Origin of the sequence: Enterobacter sp. T2 (genome assembly GCF_010692925.1) — a bacterium.
In the GTDB taxonomy this organism is placed as follows: Bacteria; Pseudomonadota; Gammaproteobacteria; order Enterobacterales; family Enterobacteriaceae; genus Enterobacter; species Enterobacter kobei.
In genome coordinates, this window is the sequence record NZ_CP048736.1 from 1009600 (window position 1) to 1035174 (window position 25575).

Annotated in this window: 24 protein-coding genes; 16 read left to right on the top strand and 8 right to left on the bottom strand. The window is 56.6% G+C overall.

Going from position 1 to position 25575, the window contains the following annotated elements; all coding sequences use genetic code 11:
- Positions 1–154: 154 nt before the first annotated feature.
- The 3 genes from malZ (at position 155) to G0034_RS04755 (ending at position 6065) form a co-directional block, all read left to right on the top strand.
- Positions 155–1972, top strand: a complete 1818-nt coding sequence (gene malZ / locus G0034_RS04745; RefSeq protein ID WP_179120558.1) for a maltodextrin glucosidase — start codon at positions 155–157, stop codon at positions 1970–1972.
- An 89-nt stretch (positions 1973–2061) separates the two neighbouring features.
- Entirely contained in the window at positions 2062–4683 is a 2622-nt protein-coding gene (locus G0034_RS04750; protein WP_179120559.1) for a DUF2339 domain-containing protein, read from the top strand.
- Entirely contained in the window at positions 4680–6065 is a 1386-nt protein-coding gene (locus G0034_RS04755) for a DUF3999 family protein (protein ID WP_014882748.1), read from the top strand. The genes G0034_RS04750 and G0034_RS04755 overlap by 4 nt, the downstream gene beginning before the upstream one ends.
- Before the next feature lie 43 nt (positions 6066–6108).
- Here G0034_RS04755 and G0034_RS04760 read toward each other — a convergent pair whose 3' ends face one another.
- Positions 6109–6711 (bottom strand): peroxiredoxin, encoded by a 603-nt coding sequence (locus G0034_RS04760; protein ID WP_008503347.1) that lies wholly within the window; start codon positions 6709–6711, stop codon positions 6109–6111.
- Positions 6712–6837: 126 nt separating this feature from the next.
- On the bottom strand, positions 6838–7419 hold the full coding sequence (gene acpH, locus G0034_RS04765; RefSeq protein WP_014882749.1) for an ACP phosphodiesterase: 582 nt from the start codon (positions 7417–7419) through the stop codon (positions 6838–6840).
- Positions 7420–7511: 92 nt separating this feature from the next.
- Here acpH and queA point away from each other — a divergent pair, with 92 nt between their 5' ends.
- The 7 genes from queA (at position 7512) to G0034_RS04800 (ending at position 14178) form a co-directional block, all read left to right on the top strand.
- Positions 7512–8582 (top strand): tRNA preQ1(34) S-adenosylmethionine ribosyltransferase-isomerase QueA, encoded by a 1071-nt coding sequence (queA, locus tag G0034_RS04770; protein ID WP_014882750.1) that lies wholly within the window; start codon positions 7512–7514, stop codon positions 8580–8582.
- A gap of 53 nt (positions 8583–8635) precedes the next feature.
- Complete coding sequence (gene tgt / locus G0034_RS04775; RefSeq protein ID WP_003859110.1) at positions 8636–9763, top strand: tRNA guanosine(34) transglycosylase Tgt; 1128 nt, start codon at positions 8636–8638, stop codon at positions 9761–9763.
- 22 nt (positions 9764–9785) lie between these two features.
- A complete protein-coding gene (gene yajC / locus G0034_RS04780; protein WP_000007630.1) occupies positions 9786–10118 on the top strand; it encodes a preprotein translocase subunit YajC in 333 nt (110 codons plus the stop codon).
- Positions 10119–10145: 27 nt separating this feature from the next.
- A complete protein-coding gene (gene secD, locus G0034_RS04785; protein ID WP_072001283.1) occupies positions 10146–11993 on the top strand; it encodes a protein translocase subunit SecD in 1848 nt (615 codons plus the stop codon).
- Between the two features lie 10 nt (positions 11994–12003).
- Positions 12004–12975, top strand: a complete 972-nt coding sequence (gene secF / locus G0034_RS04790; RefSeq protein WP_014882752.1) for a protein translocase subunit SecF — start codon at positions 12004–12006, stop codon at positions 12973–12975.
- A 142-nt stretch (positions 12976–13117) separates the two neighbouring features.
- Positions 13118–13483, top strand: coding sequence for a VOC family protein (locus G0034_RS04795; protein ID WP_179120560.1), 366 nt, complete (start codon positions 13118–13120; stop codon positions 13481–13483).
- Positions 13484–13497: 14 nt separating this feature from the next.
- On the top strand, positions 13498–14178 hold the full coding sequence (locus tag G0034_RS04800) for a helix-turn-helix transcriptional regulator (protein WP_179120561.1): 681 nt from the start codon (positions 13498–13500) through the stop codon (positions 14176–14178).
- A 144-nt stretch (positions 14179–14322) separates the two neighbouring features.
- Here the strand turns inward: G0034_RS04800 and G0034_RS04805 are convergent, their stop codons facing one another.
- Both G0034_RS04805 and G0034_RS04810 read right to left on the bottom strand, forming a co-directional pair.
- Entirely contained in the window at positions 14323–15207 is an 885-nt protein-coding gene (locus tag G0034_RS04805) for a nucleoside-specific channel-forming protein Tsx (RefSeq protein WP_179120562.1), read from the bottom strand.
- A 270-nt stretch (positions 15208–15477) separates the two neighbouring features.
- Positions 15478–16017 (bottom strand): SadB/YajI family lipoprotein, encoded by a 540-nt coding sequence (locus tag G0034_RS04810; RefSeq protein WP_014882756.1) that lies wholly within the window; start codon positions 16015–16017, stop codon positions 15478–15480.
- Positions 16018–16169: 152 nt separating this feature from the next.
- Here G0034_RS04810 and nrdR point away from each other — a divergent pair, with 152 nt between their 5' ends.
- The 5 genes from nrdR (at position 16170) to thiL (ending at position 19775) form a co-directional block, all read left to right on the top strand.
- The gene (gene nrdR / locus G0034_RS04815) at positions 16170–16619 is read left to right on the top strand and encodes a transcriptional regulator NrdR (RefSeq protein ID WP_008503337.1); all 450 of its coding nucleotides are present in this window, start codon (positions 16170–16172) and stop codon (positions 16617–16619) included.
- A gap of 4 nt (positions 16620–16623) precedes the next feature.
- Positions 16624–17727, top strand: coding sequence for a bifunctional diaminohydroxyphosphoribosylaminopyrimidine deaminase/5-amino-6-(5-phosphoribosylamino)uracil reductase RibD (gene ribD, locus G0034_RS04820; protein ID WP_179120563.1), 1104 nt, complete (start codon positions 16624–16626; stop codon positions 17725–17727).
- 87 nt (positions 17728–17814) lie between these two features.
- On the top strand, positions 17815–18285 hold the full coding sequence (gene ribH, locus G0034_RS04825) for a 6,7-dimethyl-8-ribityllumazine synthase (RefSeq protein WP_014882758.1): 471 nt from the start codon (positions 17815–17817) through the stop codon (positions 18283–18285).
- Between the two features lie 21 nt (positions 18286–18306).
- A complete protein-coding gene (gene nusB, locus G0034_RS04830; protein ID WP_014882759.1) occupies positions 18307–18726 on the top strand; it encodes a transcription antitermination factor NusB in 420 nt (139 codons plus the stop codon).
- 77 nt (positions 18727–18803) lie between these two features.
- Complete coding sequence (thiL, locus tag G0034_RS04835; protein WP_045134716.1) at positions 18804–19775, top strand: thiamine-phosphate kinase; 972 nt, start codon at positions 18804–18806, stop codon at positions 19773–19775.
- A gap of 62 nt (positions 19776–19837) precedes the next feature.
- Here thiL and G0034_RS04840 read toward each other — a convergent pair whose 3' ends face one another.
- The 4 genes from G0034_RS04840 to xseB all read right to left on the bottom strand — a co-directional run bounded on the left by G0034_RS04840 (position 19838) and on the right by xseB (position 23904).
- Positions 19838–20812, bottom strand: a complete 975-nt coding sequence (locus G0034_RS04840; RefSeq protein WP_100124830.1) for an aldo/keto reductase — start codon at positions 20810–20812, stop codon at positions 19838–19840.
- Between the two features lie 62 nt (positions 20813–20874).
- Positions 20875–22737, bottom strand: coding sequence for a 1-deoxy-D-xylulose-5-phosphate synthase (gene dxs, locus G0034_RS04845; RefSeq protein WP_014882762.1), 1863 nt, complete (start codon positions 22735–22737; stop codon positions 20875–20877).
- 24 nt (positions 22738–22761) lie between these two features.
- Positions 22762–23661: a (2E,6E)-farnesyl diphosphate synthase gene (gene ispA, locus G0034_RS04850; RefSeq protein WP_014882763.1), complete on the bottom strand. Its 900-nt coding sequence runs from the start codon at positions 23659–23661 to the stop codon at positions 22762–22764.
- Positions 23662–23904 (bottom strand): exodeoxyribonuclease VII small subunit, encoded by a 243-nt coding sequence (xseB, locus tag G0034_RS04855; RefSeq protein ID WP_008503331.1) that lies wholly within the window; start codon positions 23902–23904, stop codon positions 23662–23664.
- A gap of 191 nt (positions 23905–24095) precedes the next feature.
- Between xseB and thiI the strand changes: the two genes are divergently transcribed.
- A complete protein-coding gene (gene thiI / locus G0034_RS04860) occupies positions 24096–25544 on the top strand; it encodes a tRNA uracil 4-sulfurtransferase ThiI (protein ID WP_014882764.1) in 1449 nt (482 codons plus the stop codon).
- Positions 25545–25575: the final 31 nt, after the last annotated feature.

Here is a 25575-nt window from a genome sequence, read left to right on the forward strand (position 1 = left end):
TTCCCTCTCCCTGTGGGAGAGGGTTAGGGTGAGGGCATCAGGCAGCACTGATCCCTCCTCCCCCGTCCTCCTCCCCCAATAAATCACGTCATGGTGAGCTATCCTTAACCACCCTGTGGCAAGGTGACGTCAATTTCATCAAAGGGGATTCGTGATGTTAAATGCCTGGCACCTTCCGGTTGCCCCATTTGTTAAGCAAAACAAAGACAACCTTGTGATTACGCTCTGGCTGGCGGGGGAAAATCAGCCTGAACGCGTGACGCTCCGCGCCGAAATTGATAATGAAGAGACCGGGCTGAAAATGCACAAGCTGCGCAGCCAGCCGCAGCCGGGGATCACCGCCTGGCGGGCGAATATCGATTTGCGTAGCGGGCAGCCGCGCCGCCGTTATAGCTTCAAGCTGCTGTGGAGCCATCGTCAGCTGTGGTTTACCCCGCAGGGGTTTAGCCGGTTCCCGCCCGCACGGCTGGAACAGTTTGCCGTTGATTATCCGGATAGTGGACCGCAGTGGGTTAACGATCAGGTCTTTTACCAGATTTTCCCGGACCGCTTTGCGCGTAGCGAAAAACGCACTGCCGACCAGGATAAGGTCTATCACCACCACGCGGCGGGCCACGACATTATCCTGAAAAAATGGGATGAGCCGGTGACGGCGCAGGCGGGCGGCTCGACGTTTTACGGCGGCGATCTCGACGGCATCAGCGAAAAGCTGCCGTACCTGAAAAAACTGGGCGTGACGGCGCTGTACCTCAACCCGGTGTTTAAAGCCCCGAGCGTACATAAATACGATACACAGGATTATCGCCACGTTGACGCGCAGTTTGGCGGGGACGAGGCACTGCTGCGCCTGCGAGAGAACACCCTTAAGGAAGGCATGCGCCTGATTCTGGACGGCGTGTTTAACCACAGCGGAGATTCGCACGCCTGGTTTGACCGTCATAACCAGTCGATGGGCGGAGCATGTCATAACCCGGACTCGCCGCAGCGTGACTGGTACAGCTTTAATGAGGAGGGGCGTGCCCTGGACTGGCTGGGCTACCCCAGTCTGCCGAAGCTGGATTTCCAGTCATCAACGCTGGTTAATGAGATTTACGGCGGCGAAGACAGCATCGTCCGCCACTGGCTGAACGCCCCGTGGAATATGGACGGCTGGCGTCTGGACGTCGTACATATGCTGGGTGAAGCGGGAGGGGCGCGAAATAACCTGCAGCACGTCGGTGGGATCACGCGCTCGGCAAAAGCGGCCCGGCCTGAAGCGTTCGTATTTGGCGAACACTTTGGCGACGCGCGGCAGTGGCTGCAAAACGATGTCGAAGATGCGGCGATGAACTATCGCGGTTTTACCTTCCCGCTATGGGGTTTCCTGGCGAATACTGATATCTCCTACGATCCGAACCACATTGACGCCGAAACCTGCGCAGCGTGGATGGATAACTACCGCGCCGGGCTGTCTCATCAGCAGCAGCTGAGGATGTTTAACCAGCTTGATAGTCACGATACCGCACGCTTTAAATCCCTGCTCGGCAAGGATGTGGCGCGTCTGCCGCTGGCGGTCACCTGGCTCTTCACCTGGCCGGGCGTACCGTGTATCTACTACGGAGATGAAGTGGGACTGGACGGCAACAACGATCCGTTCTGTCGCAAAACCTTCCCGTGGGCGCCGGAAAAACAGGACAAGGTGCTGTTCAGCCTCTATCAGCGGCTGGCGAAGCTGCGTAAACAGAGCCTCGCCCTGCGCTACGGCGGCTGCCAGGTGGTGTACGCCCATGATAACGTGGTGGTCTTTGTCCGCGTCTATAACCAGCAGCGCGTGCTGGTGGCTATCAACCGGGGCGAGGCTTGTGAAGTGGTGCTGGATGATTCCCCGCTGTTGAAGGTGGCTACGTGGAAGAATAAAGAGGGCAAGGCGACGATTCAGGACGGCGTGCTGGCGCTGCCGGCGATATCCGCGACGATCTGGGTCGGTAGCTAACGCGACGGTAAATGTTTCCACCTTTAAGATGGCGCAAATGCAACGATTTGTGTCAATCTTAACGAATAGTTTACGGTGAAGGTGGAAACATGGACGAGCTCTACATCCTTGGCTGTTTGTTACTGGTTTTTGCGCTGGTGGTTGCGCCCGTGCTTGCGGTTATTGGCTTTAATCGGAGCACGGCGGCGCGGCAGGAGATCGCCAGGCTTCGCCAGCGTATTGAAGCGCTTGAGCAGCGTGGTGCCGCTGAGATAGCGCCGGAGACGGCGAAGACCGCCGCGCCGGTGGTTGTGACCGCGCCAGTGGTGGAGCACACTCCCGCACGTGTCGACCCCTGGCGTCCGGACGCCCGCGTGCCCAGGGCTGAACCCGCTCCCGTTTCCGCTCCTGCCCCTGCGGCAAAACAGCCATCCGTCTTTGGCGGCATACTGACGTCGCTGGTGCGCTGGTTTATGCAGGGAAATCCGCTGGCGAAGCTGGGGATCCTGCTGCTTTTCCTCGGTCTCTCTTTCCTGCTGCGCTATACCGTCGAACATTCCCTGTTCCCGCTTGAGTTGCGCCTGGTGGCGACGGCGCTGTTTGCCATCGTTCTGCTGGCGATTGGCTGGCGACTGCGGCATAAGCAGCCGGTTTATGCGCTTATCTTACAGGGTGGGGCGACGGGCATTCTTTACCTGACGGTCTTTGGTGCCTTCCGGCTCTGGCAAATGTTGCCGATGATGCTGGCTTTTGCGCTGCTGGTAGCGATTTGCGCCGCGAGCGTCGGGCTGGCCGTGCTGCAAAAGGCCTTGAGCCTGGCCATGCTGGCGAGCCTCGGCGGGTATCTGGCACCGCTGCTCCTGTCTACCGGAGGCGGCAACTTTGTGGCGCTGTTCTCTTTCTATCTCCTGCTTTCCATCGGTATTCTCGCCATCAGCATCTGGCAGCACTGGCGCGAGCTCAATCTGCTCGGTCTGCTTTTTACGTTTGGCGTGGGTGGCCTCTGGGGGCTGAGCGACTATCAGCCTGAACACTATTGGGTGTGCCAGCTGTTCCTGATTGCCAATACGCTGATATTCGGCGTGCTGTGCGTGGCGCTGTCGCTGCGGGCGCAAGAAAAAGGGAAACAGATTATTGACGGCGTACTGCTGTTTGCTCCGCCGCTGATTGGCTTCGGGATGCAGTACGGCATGACCCGGCACTGGGAATATGGCCCGGCGCTGAGCGCGCTCGGATATGGGGCATTTTATCTTACCCTTGCGTTCCTCGCGCTGCGGCGCTATCCGTCCATCGGACGACCACTGGTCATGGCGGCGCTGGCCATCGGCGGCGGGTTCGCTACGCTCGCCATTCCGCTGGCACTCTCGGCGCGCTGGACGGCGATGGCCTGGGCGCTGGAGGGGCTGGGTATCCTCTGGCTGGGCATGCAGCAGAACCAGCGTCGTATGAGCTATAGCGGGACGGCGCTGCTGGTGCTGGCACTCGGCAGCGCGCTGTGGGCGCAAATGGACGGCGTGACGTCGCTGAGCCTTCTCCTTATCTTCGCCATCCTCAGCCTTTGCTGGCTGGCTGCGGCGTGGCTATGGCGCAAAAGTGTTCTGCCGGTCAGTTGGGCGTTGTTGGCAGGCGGCCTGTTGTTCTGGATCGTGGCGCTATTGGGTGCCTCGCAACGGGTGCTGAAACAAGAATTACCTGTTCTGGCAGGCGTGCTGGCGCTCTCGGCCGTCTCGGTCTGGGGCTGGCGCCAGGCTGCCGCTCGTCTGGCGTGGCGGGAGCTGGATGCCAGCAAATGGCTGCTGTGGCCACTGATGCTGGTGATGGTGGTTTACCAGCTTTCGCATCAGCAGATCGTTGCCGCTGGCTGGTCAAATCTGGCCTGGTGCATTGCACTTCCTGCCGCATTGATGCTGCTGCGACGTGACGGTGAACGATTGCTGCCGCGCATCGCGATGGGGCTGCACCTGACGCTTTGCTGGATGATTTTACTGGCGCTGGCGGCTGAGCTTTACTGGTTTGCTCGCGCGCTACCGTGGGGCATGGCGGCGTGGGGCAGTGGACTGGCGATGGCGGCTGGGGGCGGCGTGATTCTGGCGCTTTCCGCGGCGGTGCGTCGCCGCGCGTGGCCGTTCGGGGAGTGGCCTGCGCTCTATACCTGCCTGGCGCCGATCCCTGTCGTCGTGGCGCTGCTGGTGCTGCTGGTCGTGACCAATTTCCAGGACGGCGTCGTTTACCGGCAAACCTGGCTGCCGCTGGTGAACCCGCTTGAGGAAGGCGCGGCATTCGCGCTGCTGGGGCTGGTGGTCTTTTATCGGGCAGTGGATCGCTACTATCCCGCGTTGCTTGCTCAGGCCCGCCCGTGGCCTGCCGTTGCTATCATGGCGTTTGGCTTCTGGTGGCTTAACGGGGCGCTGATGCGCGCTCTGGCCTGGTATGGGGATGTGGCCTGGAATATGGCGTCGCTGTGGGATTCGCGGCTTATCCAGACCACGTTTGCCCTGTTCTGGATGCTGATCGCGCTGGTGGCCATGGTCCATGCTACCCGCCGGGCCTCCCGCCAGGAGTGGCTCTGCGGGGCCGCCTTGCTGGGGGTCGTGATGGTTAAACTGATGCTGGTGGACAGCGCAGGCGGAGGCGGCCTGTCCCGTGCCGTGGCGTTTATCGGCGTGGCGATACTGGTCCTGATCGTGGGGTATTTCTCGCCACTACCGCCTAAAACTGGAGATGAAAAATGAAATGGATGAAAGCGGTAGTCTGTACCACGCTGCTGGCGCTATCGGGCATGGCGTTCTGCGACGAGATACAAACGGAATCGCCGCGGGATTATGCCTTTGGTCGTTCACTGGAAACGTCGGTTCCTTCCCAGTGGTATCGGGTGTTGCTGCCGCTCGCCGTCTATGAACAGAGCACCTCCCCGAATCTGGACGATGTCCGCGTCTTTAATCAGTCGGGTGAGCCGGTTCCCTTCAGCCTGGTCACCGCGACGCGCCCGCAGGTGGTGGCGCAATCCACGGTGCTGCGTCTTTTTCCTCTGGACGCCTCACCGCTTGCCGCGGCGCCAGATGCCGGTGATAGCAATAAGATCCTGCTCCGTTCCGGAAATGGCGTTGAGATTGTGCTCGAAGGGCAGAAAGCTGCCGTGGCCGGGCAACATTATCTGCTGACCTTGCCAGAGCAGGCGACGGGTGAGATGGCTATATCCCAGCTGCAGCTGCTCTGGAATCCCCCTCAGACGTCGTGGCAGGGAACGGCGTCGGTCTATTACAGCGAGGATTTGAAGCGCTGGTATACCCTACGCGAGGATATGCCCTTGCTGGACGTCGTCAGTGGCCAGGATCGCCTTAAGCTCGATCGGATCGATACCGATACGGTTTTATCTCCTGATGCGAATCGCTATCTCATGGTGGTGCTGAATACGCAGAGCCAGGGCATGACCTTGACCGGCGTAAACGCGATTAGCGCCCCTGCGCAGATGGCTCCGGAAGCGATCGACCTGGAGGGGGAAGGGGAACAGCTATCGACAAGCGAAGCGCAGTGGCACTGGGCGCACCCGCAGCCATTGAGCGCGGTCAGCTTCTTGCTGAATGGCGACGGCGTTCTGCCCGTGGAGATCGCGTGGCGAAGTACGGAAAAAGACACATGGCACCCCCTGAAAAAAGAGGTTCTTTACCGCCTGGAGGGCAAAACGTCTGCGCCGGTTTCGCTTAACGGAGAGCGGGTCCAGGCGGTAAAAATCACGACGCTGAATGCGCGTCTGCCTGAATACCTTCCGAACGTCATAGGGCATCGCGACCGCGTTGATCTGGTGTTTAACGCGCAGGGGAAAGCACCGTACGTGCTCGCCTGGGGAAACGGGGCGGCAAAACCAGCAAACCTGGAGCCAGACATGCTGATCCCCGCCGACCTGCGCAAAACCTATGATATGGCGAATCTGCCGCAGGCCGATATTGTGGATGATGTCGCGTTGGGCGGTGAGGCGCGTTTAACCGCCACTTCTGCGGGCGAGCGGGAGAGTCGGATGAACGCGCTGCTGGTGTGGAGCGTGCTGATTGTGGGCGTGATCCTGCTGGCGCTCATGGCCTGGCGTATCTGGCGAGAGACGCAGCGTAAAGCATAAAAAAAGGCCCGCATGTGCGGGCCTTCTTCGTAAACCGTGCCGATTACAGGCTGGATACGTTCTCAGACAGGTATTTTGCTACGCCGTCTGGGGAAGCAGCCATACCTTCTTTACCTTTTTCCCACTGAGCCGGGCACACTTCGCCGTGCTCTTCGTGGAACTGCAGCGCGTCAACCATGCGCAGCATTTCGTCGATGTTACGACCCAGCGGCAGATCGTTCACTACCTGGTGACGAACGATGCCGTTTGCGTCGATCAGGAAAGAACCGCGCAGTGCAACGCCAGCGTCCGGATGTTCGATACCGTAAGCCTGCTGGATTTCGCGTTTGATGTCCGCAACCATTGCGTATTTCACCGCACCGATGCCGCCTTTGTCGACAGGGGTGTTACGCCATGCGTTGTGTACAAATTCAGAGTCGAAGGAGACGCCAACCACTTCCACGCCACGCTTCTGGAATTCTTCATAACGTTTGTCGAAGGCGATCAGCTCAGACGGGCAAACGAAGGTGAAGTCCATTGGCCAGAAGAACAGAACGGTCGCTTTACCGTTGGTGTGCTGTTTGAAGTTGAAGTTTTCAACGATTTCACCGTTGCCCAGAACTGCTGCAGCTGTAAAATCCGGAGCCGGACGAGTTACCAGAACCATATGATTCTCCTGTAGATACTAAGGTTATTTGGAACGCAACGCGAGCCAGTATAGAGAGTGTTCATGGATAAGACAAAGAGGTGGTGACAATCGTTCCGCCAGCTTTTACCTATCAATGTAAATCTGTCACAGCTGTTTGTTTTTCGCTTGCGCCATCATGCGCGGATAGAACTGCCAGAATTGCGTCTCCAGCGCGTCATAGTGTGCATCCAGGTCATACCAGGAGTCACGCAGCGCATCCAGACGCGGCCGGCGGCTGGCCATGCCATTCAGGACGTTCTGGATAAAAGCCATCTCACCATAGCGCTCCAGCCAGCGTTCTGACCACAAATAGTTGTTCAGATTGACAAAGCGCGGCGGTGAGTCGGGCAAAATGACCGACACCTGTGCATGGGCGTAGCGCACAAACTCTGGCAACGGTAGCGACGGGGAGAGCTGTTCCCAGTGGCGAGACAGGAAATGGTCCCACATCACATCCAGCGTGATCGGCGCAACGCGGCGCGTCTCAGGGCGGAACCACGCTTTGGCTTCCGTGACCTCGGGCAGGTTATCGGTGATGACATCAATGCGGCGGTGCATAAAGATGCCGTCGACAACCTCAGGGGAATAGTCTTCTGCAGGGTTGCCGCGCACGAAATCGGCCAGCAAATTGCCGGAAAGGGAGCTGTCAGCGAGGTGAGCGAGATGCAGGTGAGCGAGAAAATTCATGCGTTTTATTTGTCCGGGGGCGGCTAATTGTTGCAGCAAAAGGGTGTGAGCACTAGACTATGCCGCCTGTTTTTAAGTCACGAGTATACGTCATGCGCGTCGCCGATTTCTCCTTTGAACTACCTGAATCCCTGATTGCTCACTATCCCATGCCTGAGCGCAGCAGCTGTCGCTTACTGTCGCTGGATGGGCCAACGGGCGAGCTGACGCACGGTACTTTCACCGATTTGCTCGACAAGCTCAACCCTGGCGATCTGCTGGTCTTTAACAACACCCGCGTGATCCCGGCGCGTCTGTTTGGCCGTAAGGCCAGCGGCGGCAAGATTGAAGTGCTGGTCGAACGTATGCTCGATGATAAACGTATTCTGGCACATATTCGCGCCTCTAAAGCGCCGAAGCCGGGCGCAGAACTGCTGCTGGGCGATGACGAGAGCATTAAAGCGACCATGACCGCGCGTCACGACGCGCTGTTTGAGGTGGAATTCCAGGACGAGCGCACGGTCCTCGATATCCTTAACGCCATCGGCCATATGCCGCTGCCGCCGTATATTGAACGCCCGGACGAAGAGGCCGATCGCGAGCTGTACCAGACCGTCTACAGCCAGAAACCTGGCGCGGTCGCGGCGCCGACGGCGGGCCTGCACTTTGATGAACCGCTGCTGGAAAAACTGCGCGCGAAGGGCGTTGAGATGGCGTTCGTGACGCTGCACGTCGGCGCGGGTACGTTCCAGCCGGTGCGCGTAGACAGCATTGAAGACCACATCATGCACTCTGAGTATGCCGAAGTGCCTCAGGAGGTGGTGGACGCGGTGCTGGCGGCGAAAGCGCGCGGAAACCGCGTGGTTGCGGTAGGCACGACTTCAGTCCGTTCGCTGGAGAGCGCTGCACAGGCCGCGAAAACGGGTCTCATCGAGCCGTTCTTTGGCGATACGCAGATCTTTATCTACCCGGGCTACCAGTACAAAGTCATTGATGCGCTGGTGACCAACTTCCATCTGCCTGAATCGACGCTGATTATGCTGGTTTCCGCGTTTGCGGGTTATCAGCATACGATGAATGCTTACAAGTCTGCGGTAGAACAAAAATATCGCTTTTTTAGCTACGGGGACGCGATGTTTATCACGTACAATCCGCAGGCTTTGAATGAGCGTGTCGGGGAATAAGTCCGCGGCACCGTATGACAACGTTGGACTGTTTTTCTGACGTCGGAGAAAAAATGAAATTTGAACTCGATACCACCGATGGCCGCGCGCGTCGCGGTCGTCTGGTGTTTGATCGCGGCGTGGTGGAAACTCCCGCATTTATGCCTGTGGGTACGTACGGCACCGTAAAAGGGATGACGCCGGAAGAAGTTGAAGCCACTGGCGCACAGATTATCCTCGGTAACACCTTCCACCTGTGGCTGCGCCCGGGTCAGGAGATCATGAAGCTGCACGGTGACCTGCACGACTTCATGCAGTGGAAAGGCCCAATCCTGACCGATTCCGGCGGTTTCCAGGTCTTCAGCCTGGGGGATATCCGCAAGATCACCGAGCAGGGCGTTCACTTCCGTAACCCGATCAACGGCGATCCGATTTTCCTCGATCCAGAAAAGTCGATGGAGATTCAGTACGATCTCGGTTCTGACATCGTGATGATCTTCGACGAATGTACGCCATACCCGGCTGACTGGGACTACGCGAAACGCTCTATGGAGATGTCTCTGCGTTGGGCGAAGCGTAGCCGCGACCGTTTTGACTCCCTGCAGAACAAAAATGCGCTGTTCGGCATTATCCAGGGCAGCGTTTACGAAGATTTACGCGATATCTCCGTTAAAGGTCTGGTAGAGATAGGTTTTGATGGCTACGCTGTCGGCGGTTTGGCTGTGGGTGAGCCGAAGGAAGATATGCACCGCATTCTGGAGCATGTCTGCCCGCAAATCCCGGCGGATAAACCACGATACCTGATGGGTGTGGGTAAACCAGAAGATCTGGTGGAAGGCGTACGTCGCGGCATCGATATGTTCGACTGCGTCATGCCAACCCGTAACGCACGTAACGGTCATCTGTTCGTGACTGACGGCGTGGTGAAAATCCGTAACGCGAAGCATAAGAGTGACACCAGCCCGCTCGATTCCGAGTGCGATTGCTATACCTGTCGCAATTATTCCCGCGCGTATCTGCATCATCTCGATCGTTGCAACGAGATTTTGGGCGCGCGTCTCAATACCATTCATAATCTTCGTTATTATCAGCGCTTAATGGCTGGTTTACGTAAGGCTATCGAAGAGGGTAAATTAGAGAGCTTCGTGACCGATTTCTACCAACGTCAGGGGCGGGATGTTCCACCGTTGAACGTTGATTAATTTTAATAATGAGGGAATTTGAATGAGCTTTTTTATTTCTGATGCGGTAGCGGCAACAGGTGCTCCGGCGCAGGGCAGCCCGATGTCTCTGATCCTGATGCTGGTTGTGTTCGGTCTGATCTTCTACTTCATGATCCTCCGCCCACAGCAGAAGCGTACCAAAGAGCACAAAAAGCTGATGGACTCCATCGCGAAAGGCGATGAAGTGCTGACCAACGGTGGTCTGGTCGGTCGCGTAACCAAAGTGGCTGAAAGTGGCTACATTGCAATCGCCCTGAACGACACCACTGAAGTGGTTATCAAACGTGACTTCGTAGCTGCCGTTCTGCCGAAAGGCACCATGAAGGCGCTGTAATCCCAACTTTTCCCAAAGGGAACTGCCGTGTTAAACCGTTATCCTTTGTGGAAGTACATCATGCTGGTCGTCGTGATTCTCGTCGGCCTGCTGTACGCGCTTCCCAACCTGTATGGTGAGGATCCGGCCGTTCAAATCACTGGCGCGCGCGGTGTCGCCGCCAGTGAGCAAACGCTGATCCAGGTCCAGAAAACGTTACAAGAAGAAAAAATTACCGCTAAGTCTGTGGCTCTGGAAGAGGGTGCAATTCTTGCTCGCTTCGACACCACCGACACGCAGCTCCGCGCTCGCGAAGCGCTGATGGGCGTGCTGGGTGACAAATATGTCGTGGCGCTTAACCTTGCTCCTGCAACCCCGCGTTGGCTGGCTGCGCTGAACGCAGAGCCGATGAAACTGGGTCTTGACCTGCGTGGTGGTGTTCACTTCCTGATGGAAGTGGATATGGATACCGCGCTCGGCAAGCTGCAGGAACAGAATATCGACAGCCTGCGCAGCGATCTGCGCGACAAAGGCATCCCTTACACTACCGTGCGTAAAGAAGATAACTACGGCATGAGCATCACGTTCCGCGACAGTGCGGCGCGCGATCAGGCTGTAGATTACCTGACCCAACGTCACCGTGACCTGGTCATCACCTCTCAGGGCAGCAACCAGCTGCGCGCGGTGATGACCGATGCGCGTCTGAAAGAAGCGCGTGAATATGCCGTTCAGCAGAACATCAACATTCTGCGTAACCGTGTAAACCAACTGGGCGTGGCTGAGCCGCTGGTACAGCGTCAGGGTGCGGACCGTATCGTGGTTGAACTGCCGGGTATTCAGGACACTGCGCGTGCGAAAGAGATTCTGGGTGCGACCGCAACGCTGGAATTCCGTCTGGTTAACGCTAACGTCGATCAGTCCGCTGCCGCAGCAGGCCGTATTCCGGGTGACTCCGAAGTGAAACAGACCCGCGAAGGTCAGCCCGTTGTGCTGTACAAACGCGTCATTCTGACCGGTGACCATATTACCGACTCCACTTCCAGCCAGGACGAATACAACCAGCCGCAGGTTAACATCTCGCTGGATAGCGCGGGTGGTAACATCATGTCTAACTTCACCAAGGACAACATCGGTAAACCGATGGCCACCTTGTTCGTGGAGTACAAAGACAGCGGTAAGAAAGATGCCAACGGTCGTGCAGTGCTGGTGAAAGAGGAAGAGGTGATTAACATCGCCAATATCCAGTCTCGTCTGGGTAACAGCTTCCGTATTACCGGTATTAGCAACCCGAACGAAGCGCGTCAGCTCTCTCTGCTGCTGCGTGCCGGTGCGCTGATTGCGCCAATTCAGATTGTTGAAGAACGTACCATTGGTCCAACGCTGGGGATGCAGAACATCCAACAGGGTCTGGAAGCGTGTCTGGCCGGTCTGGTGGTCTCTATCCTCTTCATGATCTTCTTCTATAAGAAGTTTGGTCTGATTGCGACCAGTGCGCTGGTCGCCAACCTGGTGCTGATCATCGGCATTATGTCCCTGCTGCCAGGGGCGACGCTGACCATGCCGGGGATTGCGGGTATCGTTCTGACCCTTGCGGTGGCGGTCGACGCCAACGTACTGATTAACGAACGTATCAAAGAAGAGTTGAGCAACGGTCGCTCTGTTCAGCAGGCGATTGACGAAGGTTATAAAGGCGCGTTCAGCTCTATTTTCGATGCGAACGTAACAACACTGATTAAGGTTCTTATCCTGTATGCAGTGGGTACTGGCGCGATCAAAGGCTTTGCGATTACTACCGGTATCGGTGTCGCAACGTCAATGTTTACCGCTATTGTCGGCACCCGTGCCATCGTGAACCTGCTGTACGGCGGCAAGCGCGTCAAAAAGCTGTCTATCTGAGGAGTGCGTTGTGGCACAGGAATATACTGTTGAACAATTGAACCATGGCCGTAAAGTCTGGGACTTTATGCGCTGGGACTACTGGGCCTTCGGCATTTCAGGTTTACTGCTGATTCTGTCCATCGTCGTTATGGGCGTGAAAGGCTTTAACTGGGGTCTGGATTTCACCGGTGGTACGGTTATCGAGATCTCCCTGGAAAAACCGGTCGATATGGACCAGATGCGTCTGTCTCTGCAGAAAGCGGGCTTTGAAGAGCCGCTGCTCCAGAACTTCGGCAGCAGCCGTGACATCATGGTGCGTATGCCGCCGGTACACGATGCTAACGGCAGCCAGGAGCTGGGCAGCAAGGTTGTTAACGTGATTAACGAAACAACCAGCCAGAACGCGGCGGTCAAGCGTATTGAGTTTGTCGGCCCGAGCGTGGGTGCGGACCTGGCGCAGACCGGTGCAATGGCGCTGCTGGTGGCGCTGATCTCCATCCTGGTGTACGTCGGTTTCCGCTTCGAGTGGCGACTGGCGGCCGGGGTGGTTATCGCCCTGGCGCACGACGTGGTGATCACCATGGGGGTTCTGTCGCTGTTCCACATTGAGGTTGACCTGACCATCGTGGCATCCCTGATGTCCGTTATCGGTTACTCACTGAACGACAGTATCGTGGTATCTGACCGTATCCGTGAAAACTTCCGTAAGATCCGTCGCGGTACGCCGTACGAAATCTTTAACGTGTCGTTGACCCAGACGCTGCACCGTACCCTGATCACCTCCGGTACCACTTTGATGGTGATCCTGATGCTGTTCCTGTTCGGTGGCCCGGTACTGGAAGGCTTCTCGCTGACCATGCTGATTGGTGTCTCCATCGGTACGGCGTCGTCTATCTACGTCGCATCCGCACTGGCACTGAAACTCGGCATGAAGCGCGAGCACCTGCTCCAGCAGAAGGTTGAGAAAGAAGGGGCGGATCAGCCGTCCATTCTGCCGTAAGGCGTCGAATAGCGTGTTATCGAAATCCCGGTCGGTTGACCGGGATTTTTTTTATCTGCTCCTGACAAACACTCCTGACAGTATGCTGTCAGGAGCCCTGTCGTAGACTCTTTTCGACCCCAAACAACAGTCAGGAGGATGTATGAAAAGTGTGATTAACTGGTTTGAAATTCCCGTGGTAGATATGGATCGCGCCATCAAATTTTATGAACCAGTCATGCAGGTCCAGCTGAGACGTGAGAAAATGGACATGGCAGAGCTCGCGGTATTCCCGCATGACGATCCGGCCACCGGCGGCGCGCTGGCAAAATTTGACGGCGTTTCGCCGTCGCAGCAGGGCGCTATTATCTATCTGCATACGGATAACCTGACGGCTACGCTCGATCGCATTGCCTCCGCGGGGGGCGAGTGCGTGTTTGGCCCGCTGGAACTGCCGGATGGTATTGGCACCATTGCTTTGTTTATCGACAGCGAAGGTAACCGCGTCGGCCTCCATCAACCTGCCTGAGAGCGTAATACGATATGACCCGACGCGCTGACCGTTTGTTTCAGATTGTGCAGATCCTGCGGGGCAGGCGTCTGACGACGGCAGCGCATCTGGCGGACAGGCTTGGCGTCTCCGAGCGCACGGTCTACCGTGATATCCGCGATCTGTCGCTCTCCGGCGTGCCGGTGGAAGGCGAAGCGGGAAGCGGATACCGGCTGATGTCGGGTTTTGATCTGCCGCCTCTGATGCTGACAAATAAGGAGTCTGAGGCGCTGATCGTCGCAATTCGCCTGCTCAAGACCTGGGGAGGAGAATCGCTGTCGCGCGAGCTGGAGTCGGCCCAGGAGAAAGTGCTGGCGATCCTGCCTGAGGAGAGTCGTCGAAAGGCGGAGCAGACGCGGATTTATGCCCCGGATTTCTGCATGCAAAGCCACTCCCGCAGCGATTTTGACATGATTCATCAGGCAATTTCCGCCCAGTACGTGCTGGCGTTGCATTACCGTGATGAAGCCGGGCAGCTTTCAAAGCGTGAGGTTCAGCCGCTGGGCTTGTTCTTCTGGGGGGAGCGCTGGCTGCTGGCGGCGTGGTGTGAACGGCGCGATGACTATCGCTGTTTCCGGCTCGACAGATGTCTCAATATCGTGCAGACGGAGAGACGGTTTAGCGAAAGTGCGGACAGGTCTCTGGCCGATTTTTTGCGCAAGGTTAAGCAATAAAAAGCCAGCTCTTGAGCTGGCTTTTTTGCCCGGCGGCGAGGTAAAAGCAAAACGGCAACGTATGTTGCCGTTTTTAGTATTTGTTCCCTCTCCCTGTGGGAGAGGGGCAGGGTGAGGGCATCAGCCCGCACAGTCCCGCACGGGTTAGAAGTTGTAACCCACGACCAGGTAACCACCCCAACCGGTAGAACGAACGCTGAAATCGCCGTTGCCGAAGTTCAGGCTGGCGTCGTCGTTCCACTGACCACCGTTGTGCCAGTAACGCGCAACCACGGAATAGTGCCAGTGATCGTAGTTCAGCGCCAGGATGTGGCTGGAGGCGATGGAGTTGCTGGTGCGGGCATGCTTCCCGTTGTTGTCATAGAAGTTGTCGTCGCCCAGATCTGAACCCCAGTCAAAGTTGGTGAAACCGATGTAGCTCAGGTTACCGCCCCACAGCTGGGTGATTGGCACAAAGTATTTCACTTTGAAACGGTAACCATCCCACTCGTTTTCATTCGATGCGCCATAGTTCTGCCACTGATATTTCGCATATACGTTCAGGGACAGGCTCATTGGCAGGCCAGTATCGATGTCCGTACCCAGACCCATGTACCAGGTGCTCTGACGACCGGACTTGTTGCGGCCCATATCGTAGATGTAGTTGTTTGCGAAGTACCACTCTTTGAACGGACCAAAGCTCAGATCGGTACCGGTCAGCTTGTCGATGGAGAAGCGTGGTTCGATTTCCATAAACAGCGGAGAACCGTGGTTCCAGATACCTTTTGCATCGGTGTTACCGCCGAAGAAGACCGGAGCATCCATGTAGCCGTAGAAATCAAACCAGTCTTTCTTGGCGAATGCTTCGTATTCCAGGTAGGTATCGTTGCGGATCTGTGGTCCAAAACGGGTGTGATAGCTACCAACCACGTTAACGCTCTGGTGCCACCAGTCGGAGAGATATTGTGGTTTGTCGTTTTCCGCTGCGTTAACAGTGAAAGAGGAGGACAGTGCCAGCACGGCGCCAGCTGCGAGTAATGTTTTTTTCATAATCATGCCACTGATTGAAATTCCCTTCCGGGAGTGAAAAATGCGCGAATTGCGTTTCTAAATATTTCGTGTTTCTGCGGAGCCTATTATAGGAATCCTTGCTCACAAAAATATGTGTTGTTTCACATATCTCTCACACACGTAATCGATTGCGTTCACGTTTGCGTACTTTAAACGGCCGGGATTGTAGCGGCAATCATTTATGTTGCCAATCCATACGAAATGTAAATGTTAGCGGAGTGACATTTCACTCCGCTCAGAAGGAAGGATTTACTGCGCGGCGGGTTGGATGTCGTGAATGCGGATAAAGCCTAACTGTTCCGGCGTAAGGCCGCTTAACTGCAGCGGAATATCCACATCACTCGGCGCTAAAACGCTGGCCGGGGCGGTGAAGAGCTGGTTCTTCACGTTCACTTCCTGATAATTCTCCGTTGTGCCCTGGATCTGTCCCCACTCAACGGTGCCGCTAAAAGCGGGCAGCGGATCGTTGGATTCTCCCTGAATGCGCAATGTTGCGCGCGTACCATCTGCATTCGCTGCCACATTGACCAGAGACATTTTCAGCGTGCCAATCTGGCTATTCAGCCGCGCAGGTGTGTTCGCGCCAGGCAGCAGGTATACCCCGCTGCTGGATTTGGCGTTCAGCGCGTTTTGCTGGGTGATCTTCACCGTTTCTTTGTTCAGTTTGTCCATCGCCGTATTAAGTGTATTCACACTCTGTTTCATCTGACGGACTTCGGTTTGCTGTGCACAGGCACTGAGGGTGAAGAGGCTCCCCACCAGTAAAATTCTCAGGTAACGTCTTGTCATAGCGTTTATTTCCTTGAAATAACGGATCTCCCTAATGGTAGCCAGCAACGTGCCGCCAGACATAGATCCTTTGTCTCAAAAAGCTCTTCCTTTGTTGTCAGGCCAGATCAGGGTAAAATGAAAATCAGTTAACCGGATAACAGGGATACCGTATGCATTGCCCATTCTGCTCCGCTGTGGATACCAAAGTCATCGACTCGCGTCTTGTAGGCGAAGGGTCATCCGTACGCCGTCGTCGGCAGTGTCTGGTGTGCAACGAGCGTTTTACGACCTTTGAGGTTGCTGAGCTGGTAATGCCGCGCGTGGTAAAAAGTAACGATGTGCGCGAGCCGTTTAACGAAGAGAAGCTGCGTAGCGGGATGCTGAAGGCCCTGGAAAAACGTCCCGTCAGCGCGGATGACGTCGAAATGGCGTTAAACCACATAAAATCTTATCTTCGTGGCCTGGGCGAGCGCGAGGTGCCAAGCAAGATGATCGGCAACCTGGTGATGGAGCAGTTGAAAAAGCTCGATAAGGTCGCCTATATCCGCTTCGCCTCTGTCTACCGCAGTTTCGAAGATATCAAAGAGTTTGGCGAAGAGATCGCCCGCTTACAGGATTAAGCTCATGCAGGATGAGATTTACATGGCGCGAGCCATGAAGCTGGCGCAGCGCGGGCGTTTTACTACCCATCCCAATCCGAACGTCGGGTGCGTGATCGTTAAAGATGGCGAGATCGTAGGGGAGGGGTTCCACTATCGTGCCGGCGAGCCGCACGCCGAGGTCCATGCGTTGCGGATGGCAGGCGAGAAGGCACGCGGTGCCACCGCCTACGTGACGCTGGAGCCCTGCAGCCACCACGGGCGTACCCCACCGTGCTGCGACGCGCTGATTGCTGCGGGGGTTTCCCGCGTAGTGGCATCGATGCAGGATCCGAATCCGCAGGTGGCCGGACGCGGTCTGTATCGCCTGCAGCAGGAAGGCATTGACGTCAGTCATGGGCTGATGATGCAGGACGCCGAAGCGATCAACAAAGGCTTTCTGAAGCGCATGCGCACCGGGTTCCCGTATATCCAGCTTAAGCTGGGCGCCTCGCTGGACGGTCGTACGGCGATGGCAAACGGTGAAAGCCAGTGGATCACCTCGCCCCAGGCAAGGCGCGATGTGCAACATCTTCGCGCGCAAAGCCATGCTATCCTCACCAGCAGTGAAACCGTTCTGGCTGACGATCCGGCTATGACCGTGCGCTGGGACGAACTGAATGCTGATACTCAGGCGCTTTACCCGCAGGAGAACCTGCGTCAGCCGCTGCGTATTGTCATTGATAGCCAGAACCGCATAACGCCGGAACATCGCATCGTGCAGCAGCCGGGTGAAACCTGGATTGCCCGTACCAAAGAAGATACGCGCGAATGGCCAGAGGGCGTGCGTAGCATTATGGTACCTGAGCACAACGGTCGCCTCGATTTAGTGGTGCTGATGATGCTGCTCGGCAAGCAGCAGGTGAACAGCATCTGGGTAGAGGCGGGACCCACGCTCGCGGGTGCGCTGTTGCAGGCCGGGCTGGTGGATGAACTGATTGTATACGTTGCGCCTAAACTGTTAGGCCACGACGCGCGCGGCCTGTTTGTGCTGCCCGGCCTTGAAAAACTGGCCGACGCACCGCAACTCACATTCAGCGAGATTCGTCCTGTAGGCCCGGATGTCTGCCTCCATTTAACGACAGCGTAATTGCTCCTGAAATAGGGAAGCAGTGCGCAAAGTATTATGATAAAATCCGCCCCCCTGCGGGGCCAAATGAACCCGTAAAGGAAGAGTATGAACATTATTGAAGCTGCTGTAGCTACCCCGGACGCTCGCGTCGCCATCACCATTGCGCGTTTCAACAACTTCATCAACGACAGCCTGCTGGAAGGTGCGATTGACGCCCTGAAACGTATCGGTCAGGTGAAAGATGAGAACATTACCGTTGTTTGGGTTCCAGGCGCTTACGAGCTGCCACTGGCAGCGGGCGCGCTGGCGAAAACCGGTAAATACGACGCGGTGATCGCGCTGGGTACTGTTATTCGTGGCGGCACTGCGCACTTCGAATACGTTGCGGGCGGTGCAAGCAATGGTCTGGCACACGTTGCGCAGGATGCTGAAATTCCTGTCGCGTTCGGCGTGCTGACCACCGAAAGTATTGAACAAGCCATCGAACGTGCTGGCACCAAAGCCGGTAACAAAGGTGCAGAAGCTGCACTGACCGCGCTTGAAATGATCAATGTATTGAAAGCCATCAAGGCCTGATTTTTTTGTAAGGGGAATTCCGTGAAACCTGCTGCTCGTCGCCGCGCCCGTGAATGTGCCGTTCAGGCACTTTACTCCTGGCAGTTGTCCCACAACGACATCGCCGATGTTGAGTACCAGTTCCTGTCAGAACAGGACGTGAAAGACGTCGATGTTCTGTACTTCCGTGAACTGCTGTCGGGAGTGGCGACTAATAGCGCGTATCTCGATGGTCTGATGAAGCCATACCTGTCCCGTCTGCTCGAAGAGCTGGGTCAGGTGGAAAAAGCAGTGTTGCGTATTGCGCTGTTTGAGCTGTCTAAACGTGATGATGTGCCGTACAAAGTGGCCATCAACGAAGCGATCGAACTGGCAAAAACCTTCGGCGCTGAAGACAGCCACAAATTTGTTAACGGCGTTCTTGATAAAGCTGCACCTGCGATCCGTCCCCACAAAAAGTGATCCGCAAACCGGAGTCCTGCATTGCCTGACGGGCAGTGCGGCTCCGGTTTTTTCTTTTATTTGCTGAGGCATAACGTATGGCATGCGGCGAATTCTCCCTGATTGCCCGTTATTTCGACCGTGTCAGAACCTCTCGTCTTGATGTTGAAACCGGCATTGGCGATGACTGTGCACTTCTCAATATTCCCGAAAAACAGACGCTGGCAATCAGCACCGACACCTTAGTGTGCGGACGTCATTTTTTACCCGATATCGATCCTGCCGATCTGGCGTATAAAGCGCTGGCGGTCAACGTCAGCGATCTGGCCGCGATGGGTGCCGATCCGGCATGGCTAACGCTGGCCCTGACGCTGCCCGAGGTCGATGAAACCTGGCTTGAAGCCTTTAGCGATGCGCTGTTTGAACAGCTGAACTACTACGATATGCAGCTGATTGGCGGTGATACTACTGCCGGGCCGCTGTCGATGACGCTGGCGATCCATGGCTATGTGCCCCTCGGTCGGGCGCTCAAACGCTCGGGCGCAAAACCAGGTGACTGGATCTACGTGACCGGTACACCGGGAGACAGCGCTGCGGGGCTGGCTATTCTTCAGGATCGCTTGACCGTTAAGGATGCTGACGACGCGGCGTATCTGGTGAAACGCCATCTGCGACCCACCCCGCGTATTCTGCATGGGCAGGCGCTACGGGAACGGGCAAGCTCGGCTATCGATCTCTCCGACGGGCTGATCTCCGATCTTGGCCATATTCTGAAGGCCAGCGGCGTGGGCGCGCGCATCGACCTGGATCTGTTCCCGCTATCAGAGCAACTGCTTCGCCACGTGGAGCCTGAGCAGGCCCTGCGCTGGGCGCTTTCCGGTGGTGAGGATTACGAACTGTGCTTCACGGTACCTGAGCTGAACCGTGGCACGCTGGATGTGGCGTTAGCGCATCTCGGCGCGAAATTTACCTGCATCGGGCAGATCATGCCGGAGAGCGAAGGGCTGAAGTTTGTGCAGGACGGCGCCCCGGTCACGCTCGACTGGAAAGGGTACGATCACTTCAGTTAATTTTGTGCGCTCTGTATTGCCGGGTGGCGGCTCCGCCTTACCCGGCCTACAAAAGAGGGTGCTTATTTAAACCCCACCACCGGATGCTGCTGATACGGCGTTTCGAGCTCGGCAATCTGCTCCGGCGTCAGGGATAAATCCACTGCACTCAGCAGTTCATCCAGCTGTTCTTCCCTGGACGTCCCGATAATCGGTGCCGCGACCCCGCGCTTACTCAGCAGCCACGCCAGCGCCACCTGTGCGCGGGTGGCACCCGTATCGTCGGCAATCCCGGCTAAGCGTTCGGCAATTAACGCATCGCTGGCTTCTGTACCGTCATAGAGATTTTTTCCGACTTCATCTGAGACCAGACGAGCCGTGGTTTCTCCCCATGGACGGGTTAAACGTCCGCGCGCCAGCGGGCTCCACGGGATCACCGCCACGCCCTCCTGATAGCACAGTGGCAGCATTTCGCGCTCTTCTTCACGGTAGATCAGGTTGTAGTGATCCTGCATGGTGACAAAACGTGCCCAGCCGTGCTGTGCCTGGAGATCCAGCGCCTGTGCAAACTGCGACGCATGCATAGACGACGCGCCGATATAGCGCGCTTTACCGGCTTTCACCACCTCGTTGAGCGCTTCAAGCGTCTCCTCGATCGGCGTGTTGTAATCCCAGCGGTGAATTTGCAGCAGGTCGACGTAATCGATGTTCAGGCGTCTAAGGCTGTCATCAATAGAGCGCAGGATCTGCGCGCGAGAAAGGCCCTGAGTCAGGTCACCTGACGGGTAGTACACCTTGGTGGCGACCACAATGTCATCCCGACGCGCAAAGTCACGCAGGGCACGACCGACAATCTCCTCGCTGCTGCCGTCGGAGTAGCTGTTGGCGGTGTCAAAGAAGTTAATGCCGCCCTCGATAGCGCGTTTAATAATCGGACGGCTACTCTCTTCCGGCAACGTCCAGGCGTGGTTCCCTCGTTCGGGCTCGCCAAAAGTCATACAGCCCAGGCAAAGCCGGGAAACCTTAAGGTCGGTTTTTCCTAATGTGGTGTATTGCATGGTTCCGCTCCTGCTGTTTAAACAATACGTTTAAGCATAGCAGGAGCGAAAAAGGGGAGGGATTAGTCCAGCCAGGCGCGGATTTTGGCTTCAATACCGGCGGCGTCCAGGCCAATAGCCGCACGGGCTTCATCCTGGGTACCCTGAGGAATGAAATGATCCGGCAGGCCGAGGTTCAACACCGGCACGACGTTGCGGTTTGCCATCAGCACCTCGTTCACGCCGCTTCCCGCACCGCCCATGATGGCGTTTTCTTCCAGAGTGACCAGCACGTCATGCGTCTCGGCCAAATTCAAAATCAGAGATTCGTCGAGCGGCTTCACGAAGCGCATATCCACCAGGGTAGCGTTTAGCGTTTCAGCGACCTTCGCAGCTTCTGGCATCAGCGTACCGAAGTTCAGGATCGCCACTTTCTCACCGCGACGTTTCACCAGACCTTTACCGATCGCCAGTTTTTCCAGGGGTTGCAGCTCAACGCCCACCGCATTGCCGCGTGGGTAGCGCACCGCACTAGGGCCATCCTGATAGTGATAGCCGGTAAACAGCATCTGACGACATTCGTTTTCGTCGCTTGGCGTCATGATGACCATATCCGGAATACAGCGCAGGAACGACAGATCGAATGCGCCCTGGTGCGTCTGACCGTCAGCGCCGACGATGCCCGCACGGTCTATCGCAAACAGTACCGGCAGCTTCTGGATGGCCACGTCATGGATCACCTGATCGTAGGCGCGCTGCAGGAAGGTAGAATAGATAGCGACCACCGGCTTGTAGCCGCCAATGGCCAGGCCCGCTGCGAACGTCACCGCATGCTGCTCGGCAATCGCCACGTCAAAATACTGGTCAGGGTATTTTCTGGAGAACTCCACCATGCCGGAGCCTTCACGCATGGCCGGGGTGATCGCCATCAGCTTGTTGTCTTTCGCGGCGGTTTCACACAGCCAGTCGCCGAAGATTTTGGAATAGCTAGGCATACCGCCGCTGCTTTTTGGCAGACAGCCGCTGGACGGGTCGAATTTTGGTACCGCGTGGAAGGTGATCGGATCTTTTTCCGCCGGTTCGTAGCCACGCCCTTTTTTGGTCATGATGTGCAGGAACTGCGGGCCTTTCAGGTCACGCATGTTCTTGAGGGTGGTGACCAGGCCCAGCACGTCATGGCCGTCAACCGGGCCAATATAGTTAAAGCCCAGCTCTTCAAACAGCGTACCCGGCACGACCATGCCTTTGATGTGTTCTTCGGTGCGCTTGAGCAGCTCTTTAATCGGCGGTACGCCGGAAAAGACTTTTTTACCGCCTTCACGCAGCGAGGAGTAAAGCTTGCCGGAAAGCAGCTGCGCCAGATGGTTGTTCAGCGCACCGACGTTCTCGGAAATCGACATTTCGTTATCGTTGAGGATAACCAGCATGTCCGGTTTGATATCACCCGCATGGTTCATGGCCTCAAAGGCCATCCCGGCGGTGATAGCACCGTCACCAATCACGCAGACGGTGCGGCGCTGTTTATTCTCTTTTTCGGCGGCAACGGCAATACCGATGCCCGCAGAAATTGAGGTGGAGGAGTGGCCGACGCTCAGCACGTCATACTCGCTCTCACCGCGCCACGGGAACGGATGCAGGCCACCTTTCTGACGAATGGTGCCAATTTTATCGCGACGTCCGGTCAGAATTTTGTGCGGATAGGCCTGGTGGCCCACGTCCCAGATAAGCTGATCGAACGGCGTGTTATAGACATAGTGCAGCGCCACGGTCAGTTCTACCGTGCCAAGCCCGGAGGCGAAATGGCCGCTTGAGCGGCTTACGCTGTCGAGCAGGTAGCGACGCAGCTCGTCGCACAGCTTCGGCAGGCTCTCTTTCGGCAACAGACGCAACTCCTGGGTGGAGTCAACTAACGCCAGTGTCGGGTATTTGGCAATATCAAAACTCATCAAAGGCTCATCGAGATATATAGTTTATTTATCACGCTGGATTATATAGTCCGCTAGCGCTTCCAGTGCCGAGGTATCCAGCGATTGTGCGGCCAGTACATTTAGCGACTGGCGGGCATCGTCAATCAGATCCCGGGCTTTACGTTGGGCTTGCTCAAGACCCAGCAGGGCGGGGTAGGTACTTTTGCCAAGCTGCTGGTCCGCACCCTGACGTTTACCCAATGTTGCAGTATCGCCCACCACATCCAGAATGTCATCCTGAACCTGGAATGCCAGACCGATACTTTCTGCGTATCTGTCCAGCGTCGGCAAGGCTTTGCGCCCTTGTTCACCCGCGCTCAGCGCGCCCAGGCGAACGGCAGAACGAATCAATGCCCCGGTTTTGTGGCGATGAATACGCTCCAGCTGTTCCAGATTAACCTGACGTCCTTCCGCTTCAAGATCCAGCGCTTGTCCGCCGCACATGCCGGCCACGCCGCTGGCCATCGCCAGTTCGGAAATCATTGCCAGGCGGTCACGGTCAGCCACTTCCGCCATCGGCGCATCGCTCAAAATAGAGAACGCCAGCGTTTGCAGGGCATCGCCCGCCAGAATGGCATTCGCTTCGCCAAACTTGATATGGCAGGTAGGTTGACCGCGACGCAGGTCGTCGTCGTCCATCGCCGGTAAATCATCGTGGATCAGCGAATAGGCATGGATGCACTCAACGGCGGCAGCCGGGGCGTCCAGCGTGTTATCGCTGATACCAAACATATTGCCTGTGGCGTACACCAGGAACGGGCGCAGGCGCTTTCCACCCAAGAGTGCGCCATAGTGCATGGCCTCAACCAGAGGAGTGTTCTGAAAAGGCTGTGGTGCAATAAAACGGCGCAGGGCGTCGTTGGCGCGAACTACACGCGCCTGAAGCTCGTTGGCAAAATCCATTTACTCGGCGTCCGGTGTGAAAGGCGTAGTTTTCGCGTCTTCGCTGTCGGAAAGCAGGATCTGCACGCGCTGCTCGGCCTGCTGCAGTTTGACCTGCCCCTGTCGCGCCAGCTGCACGCCACGTTCGAATTCGTTGAGCGCCTCTTCCAGCGGGAGATCGCCGCTCTCAAGACGGGTAACGATTTGCTCCAGTTCACTCAGCGCAGTTTCGAAACTGGCCGGTGCGTCGTTCTTCTTCGGCATAGTGAATTGACTCTTATATTCTTCGCCCCGACATGGTAACGGACTCGGGCGGATAAGCAAATAACGCGCAATGTGCACAGGAGCGGCGCGATGGTGGTATACTTGCGCGCCTGGATGCAGCCACGGGTGTGGGCTGCTGTACTCTTTTCCATTACAAGCCTTAATACGCTTGCCTAAGAAACATTGCCGCCATGAAGTTTATCATTAAATTGTTCCCTGAAATCACCATCAAAAGCCAATCTGTGCGTTTGCGCTTTATTAAAATTCTCACCGGGAACATTCGTAACGTATTAAAGCACTACGACGAAACGCTCGCCGTGGTGCGCCACTGGGACCACGTTGAAGTCCGTGCGAAAGACGAAAACAAACGTCAGGATATTCGCGACGCGCTGACCCGTATTCCGGGGATCCACCATATTCTGGAGGTGGAAGACGTCCCGTTCAGCGATATGCACGATATCTTCGAGAAAGCGCTGGTTCAGTACCGCGATCAGATCGAAGGCAAAACCTTCTGCGTACGCGTGAAACGTCGCGGCAAGCACGAATTCAGCTCCATTGAAGTGGAACGTTACGTTGGCGGCGGTTTGAACCAGCACGTCGAGTCTGCGCGCGTGCGTCTGACGCACCCGGACGTGACGGTTAACCTGGAGATCGAAAACGATCGCCTGCTGCTGGTGAAAGGTCGTTATGAAGGTATCGGCGGTTTCCCGATCGGCACCCAGGAAGATGTCTTGTCTCTGATCTCCGGCGGCTTCGACTCCGGCGTTTCCAGCTATATGCTGATGCGCCGCGGCTGTCGCGTCCATTACTGCTTCTTTAACCTGGGCGGTGCGGCGCATGAAATCGGCGTTCGCCAGGTCGCGCATTACCTGTGGAACCGCTTCGGCAGCTCCCACCGCGTGCGTTTTGTGGCGATCAACTTCGAGCCGGTAGTGGGCGAAATTCTTGAGAAAGTGGACGACGGCCAGATGGGCGTTATCCTGAAGCGCATGATGGTACGTGCGGCATCCAAAGTGGCTGAGCGCTACGGCGTGCAGGCGCTGGTTACCGGCGAAGCGCTGGGGCAGGTCTCCAGCCAGACGCTGACCAACCTGCGTCTGATCGACAACGTCTCTGATACGCTGATCCTGCGTCCGCTGATCTCCCACGATAAAGAGCACATCATCGATCTGGCACGTGAAATCGGCACCGAAGATTTTGCCCGTACCATGCCGGAATACTGCGGTGTGATCTCAAAAAGCCCGACCGTCAAAGCGGTGAAGGCGAAGATCGAAGCCGAAGAAGAGCACTTCGATTTCAGCATCCTGGATAAAGTGGTGGCGGAAGCGTCCAATATTGATATCCGCGAAATCGCCCAGCAGACCGAGCAGGACGTCGTCGAAGTGGAAACCGTAAGCGGTTTCGGCGCTAACGATGCGATTCTGGATATCCGCTCTATTGATGAGCAGGACGACAAGCCGCTGCAGGTGGAAGGCGTTGAAGTGGTGTCGCTGCCGTTCTACAAGCTGAGCACCAAATTTGGCGATCTCGACCAGAGCAAAACGTATCTGCTGTGGTGTGAGCGTGGGGTGATGAGCCGCCTGCAGGCACTGTATCTGCGCGAGCAGGGTTTTGCGAATGTGAAGGTGTATCGCCCGTAGTTTTTTGCGCGGGAATGCGGCCTGATGCCCT

What these genes read in the sequence shown, in the direction of transcription:
- thiL (WP_045134716.1), top strand. Translation starts at nt 18,804, where the DNA reads ATGGCATGCGGCGAATTCTCCCTGATTGCCCGTTATTTCGACCGTGTC.
- ribD (WP_179120563.1), top strand. Translation starts at nt 16,624, where the DNA reads ATGCAGGATGAGATTTACATGGCGCGAGCCATGAAGCTGGCGCAGCGC.
- G0034_RS04810 (WP_014882756.1), bottom strand. Translation starts at nt 16,017, where the DNA reads ATGACAAGACGTTACCTGAGAATTTTACTGGTGGGGAGCCTCTTCACC.
- ispA (WP_014882763.1), bottom strand. Translation starts at nt 23,661, where the DNA reads ATGGATTTTGCCAACGAGCTTCAGGCGCGTGTAGTTCGCGCCAACGAC.
- G0034_RS04805 (WP_179120562.1), bottom strand. Translation starts at nt 15,207, where the DNA reads ATGAAAAAAACATTACTCGCAGCTGGCGCCGTGCTGGCACTGTCCTCC.
- acpH (WP_014882749.1), bottom strand. Translation starts at nt 7,419, where the DNA reads ATGAATTTTCTCGCTCACCTGCATCTCGCTCACCTCGCTGACAGCTCC.
- nrdR (WP_008503337.1), top strand. Translation starts at nt 16,170, where the DNA reads ATGCATTGCCCATTCTGCTCCGCTGTGGATACCAAAGTCATCGACTCG.
- ribH (WP_014882758.1), top strand. Translation starts at nt 17,815, where the DNA reads ATGAACATTATTGAAGCTGCTGTAGCTACCCCGGACGCTCGCGTCGCC.
- G0034_RS04800 (WP_179120561.1), top strand. Translation starts at nt 13,498, where the DNA reads ATGACCCGACGCGCTGACCGTTTGTTTCAGATTGTGCAGATCCTGCGG.
- G0034_RS04755 (WP_014882748.1), top strand. Translation starts at nt 4,680, where the DNA reads ATGAAATGGATGAAAGCGGTAGTCTGTACCACGCTGCTGGCGCTATCG.
- G0034_RS04750 (WP_179120559.1), top strand. Translation starts at nt 2,062, where the DNA reads ATGGACGAGCTCTACATCCTTGGCTGTTTGTTACTGGTTTTTGCGCTG.
- G0034_RS04840 (WP_100124830.1), bottom strand. Translation starts at nt 20,812, where the DNA reads ATGCAATACACCACATTAGGAAAAACCGACCTTAAGGTTTCCCGGCTT.
- thiI (WP_014882764.1), top strand. Translation starts at nt 24,096, where the DNA reads ATGAAGTTTATCATTAAATTGTTCCCTGAAATCACCATCAAAAGCCAA.
- dxs (WP_014882762.1), bottom strand. Translation starts at nt 22,737, where the DNA reads ATGAGTTTTGATATTGCCAAATACCCGACACTGGCGTTAGTTGACTCC.
- malZ (WP_179120558.1), top strand. Translation starts at nt 155, where the DNA reads ATGTTAAATGCCTGGCACCTTCCGGTTGCCCCATTTGTTAAGCAAAAC.
- G0034_RS04795 (WP_179120560.1), top strand. Translation starts at nt 13,118, where the DNA reads ATGAAAAGTGTGATTAACTGGTTTGAAATTCCCGTGGTAGATATGGAT.
- tgt (WP_003859110.1), top strand. Translation starts at nt 8,636, where the DNA reads ATGAAATTTGAACTCGATACCACCGATGGCCGCGCGCGTCGCGGTCGT.
- G0034_RS04760 (WP_008503347.1), bottom strand. Translation starts at nt 6,711, where the DNA reads ATGGTTCTGGTAACTCGTCCGGCTCCGGATTTTACAGCTGCAGCAGTT.
- queA (WP_014882750.1), top strand. Translation starts at nt 7,512, where the DNA reads ATGCGCGTCGCCGATTTCTCCTTTGAACTACCTGAATCCCTGATTGCT.
- xseB (WP_008503331.1), bottom strand. Translation starts at nt 23,904, where the DNA reads ATGCCGAAGAAGAACGACGCACCGGCCAGTTTCGAAACTGCGCTGAGT.
- yajC (WP_000007630.1), top strand. Translation starts at nt 9,786, where the DNA reads ATGAGCTTTTTTATTTCTGATGCGGTAGCGGCAACAGGTGCTCCGGCG.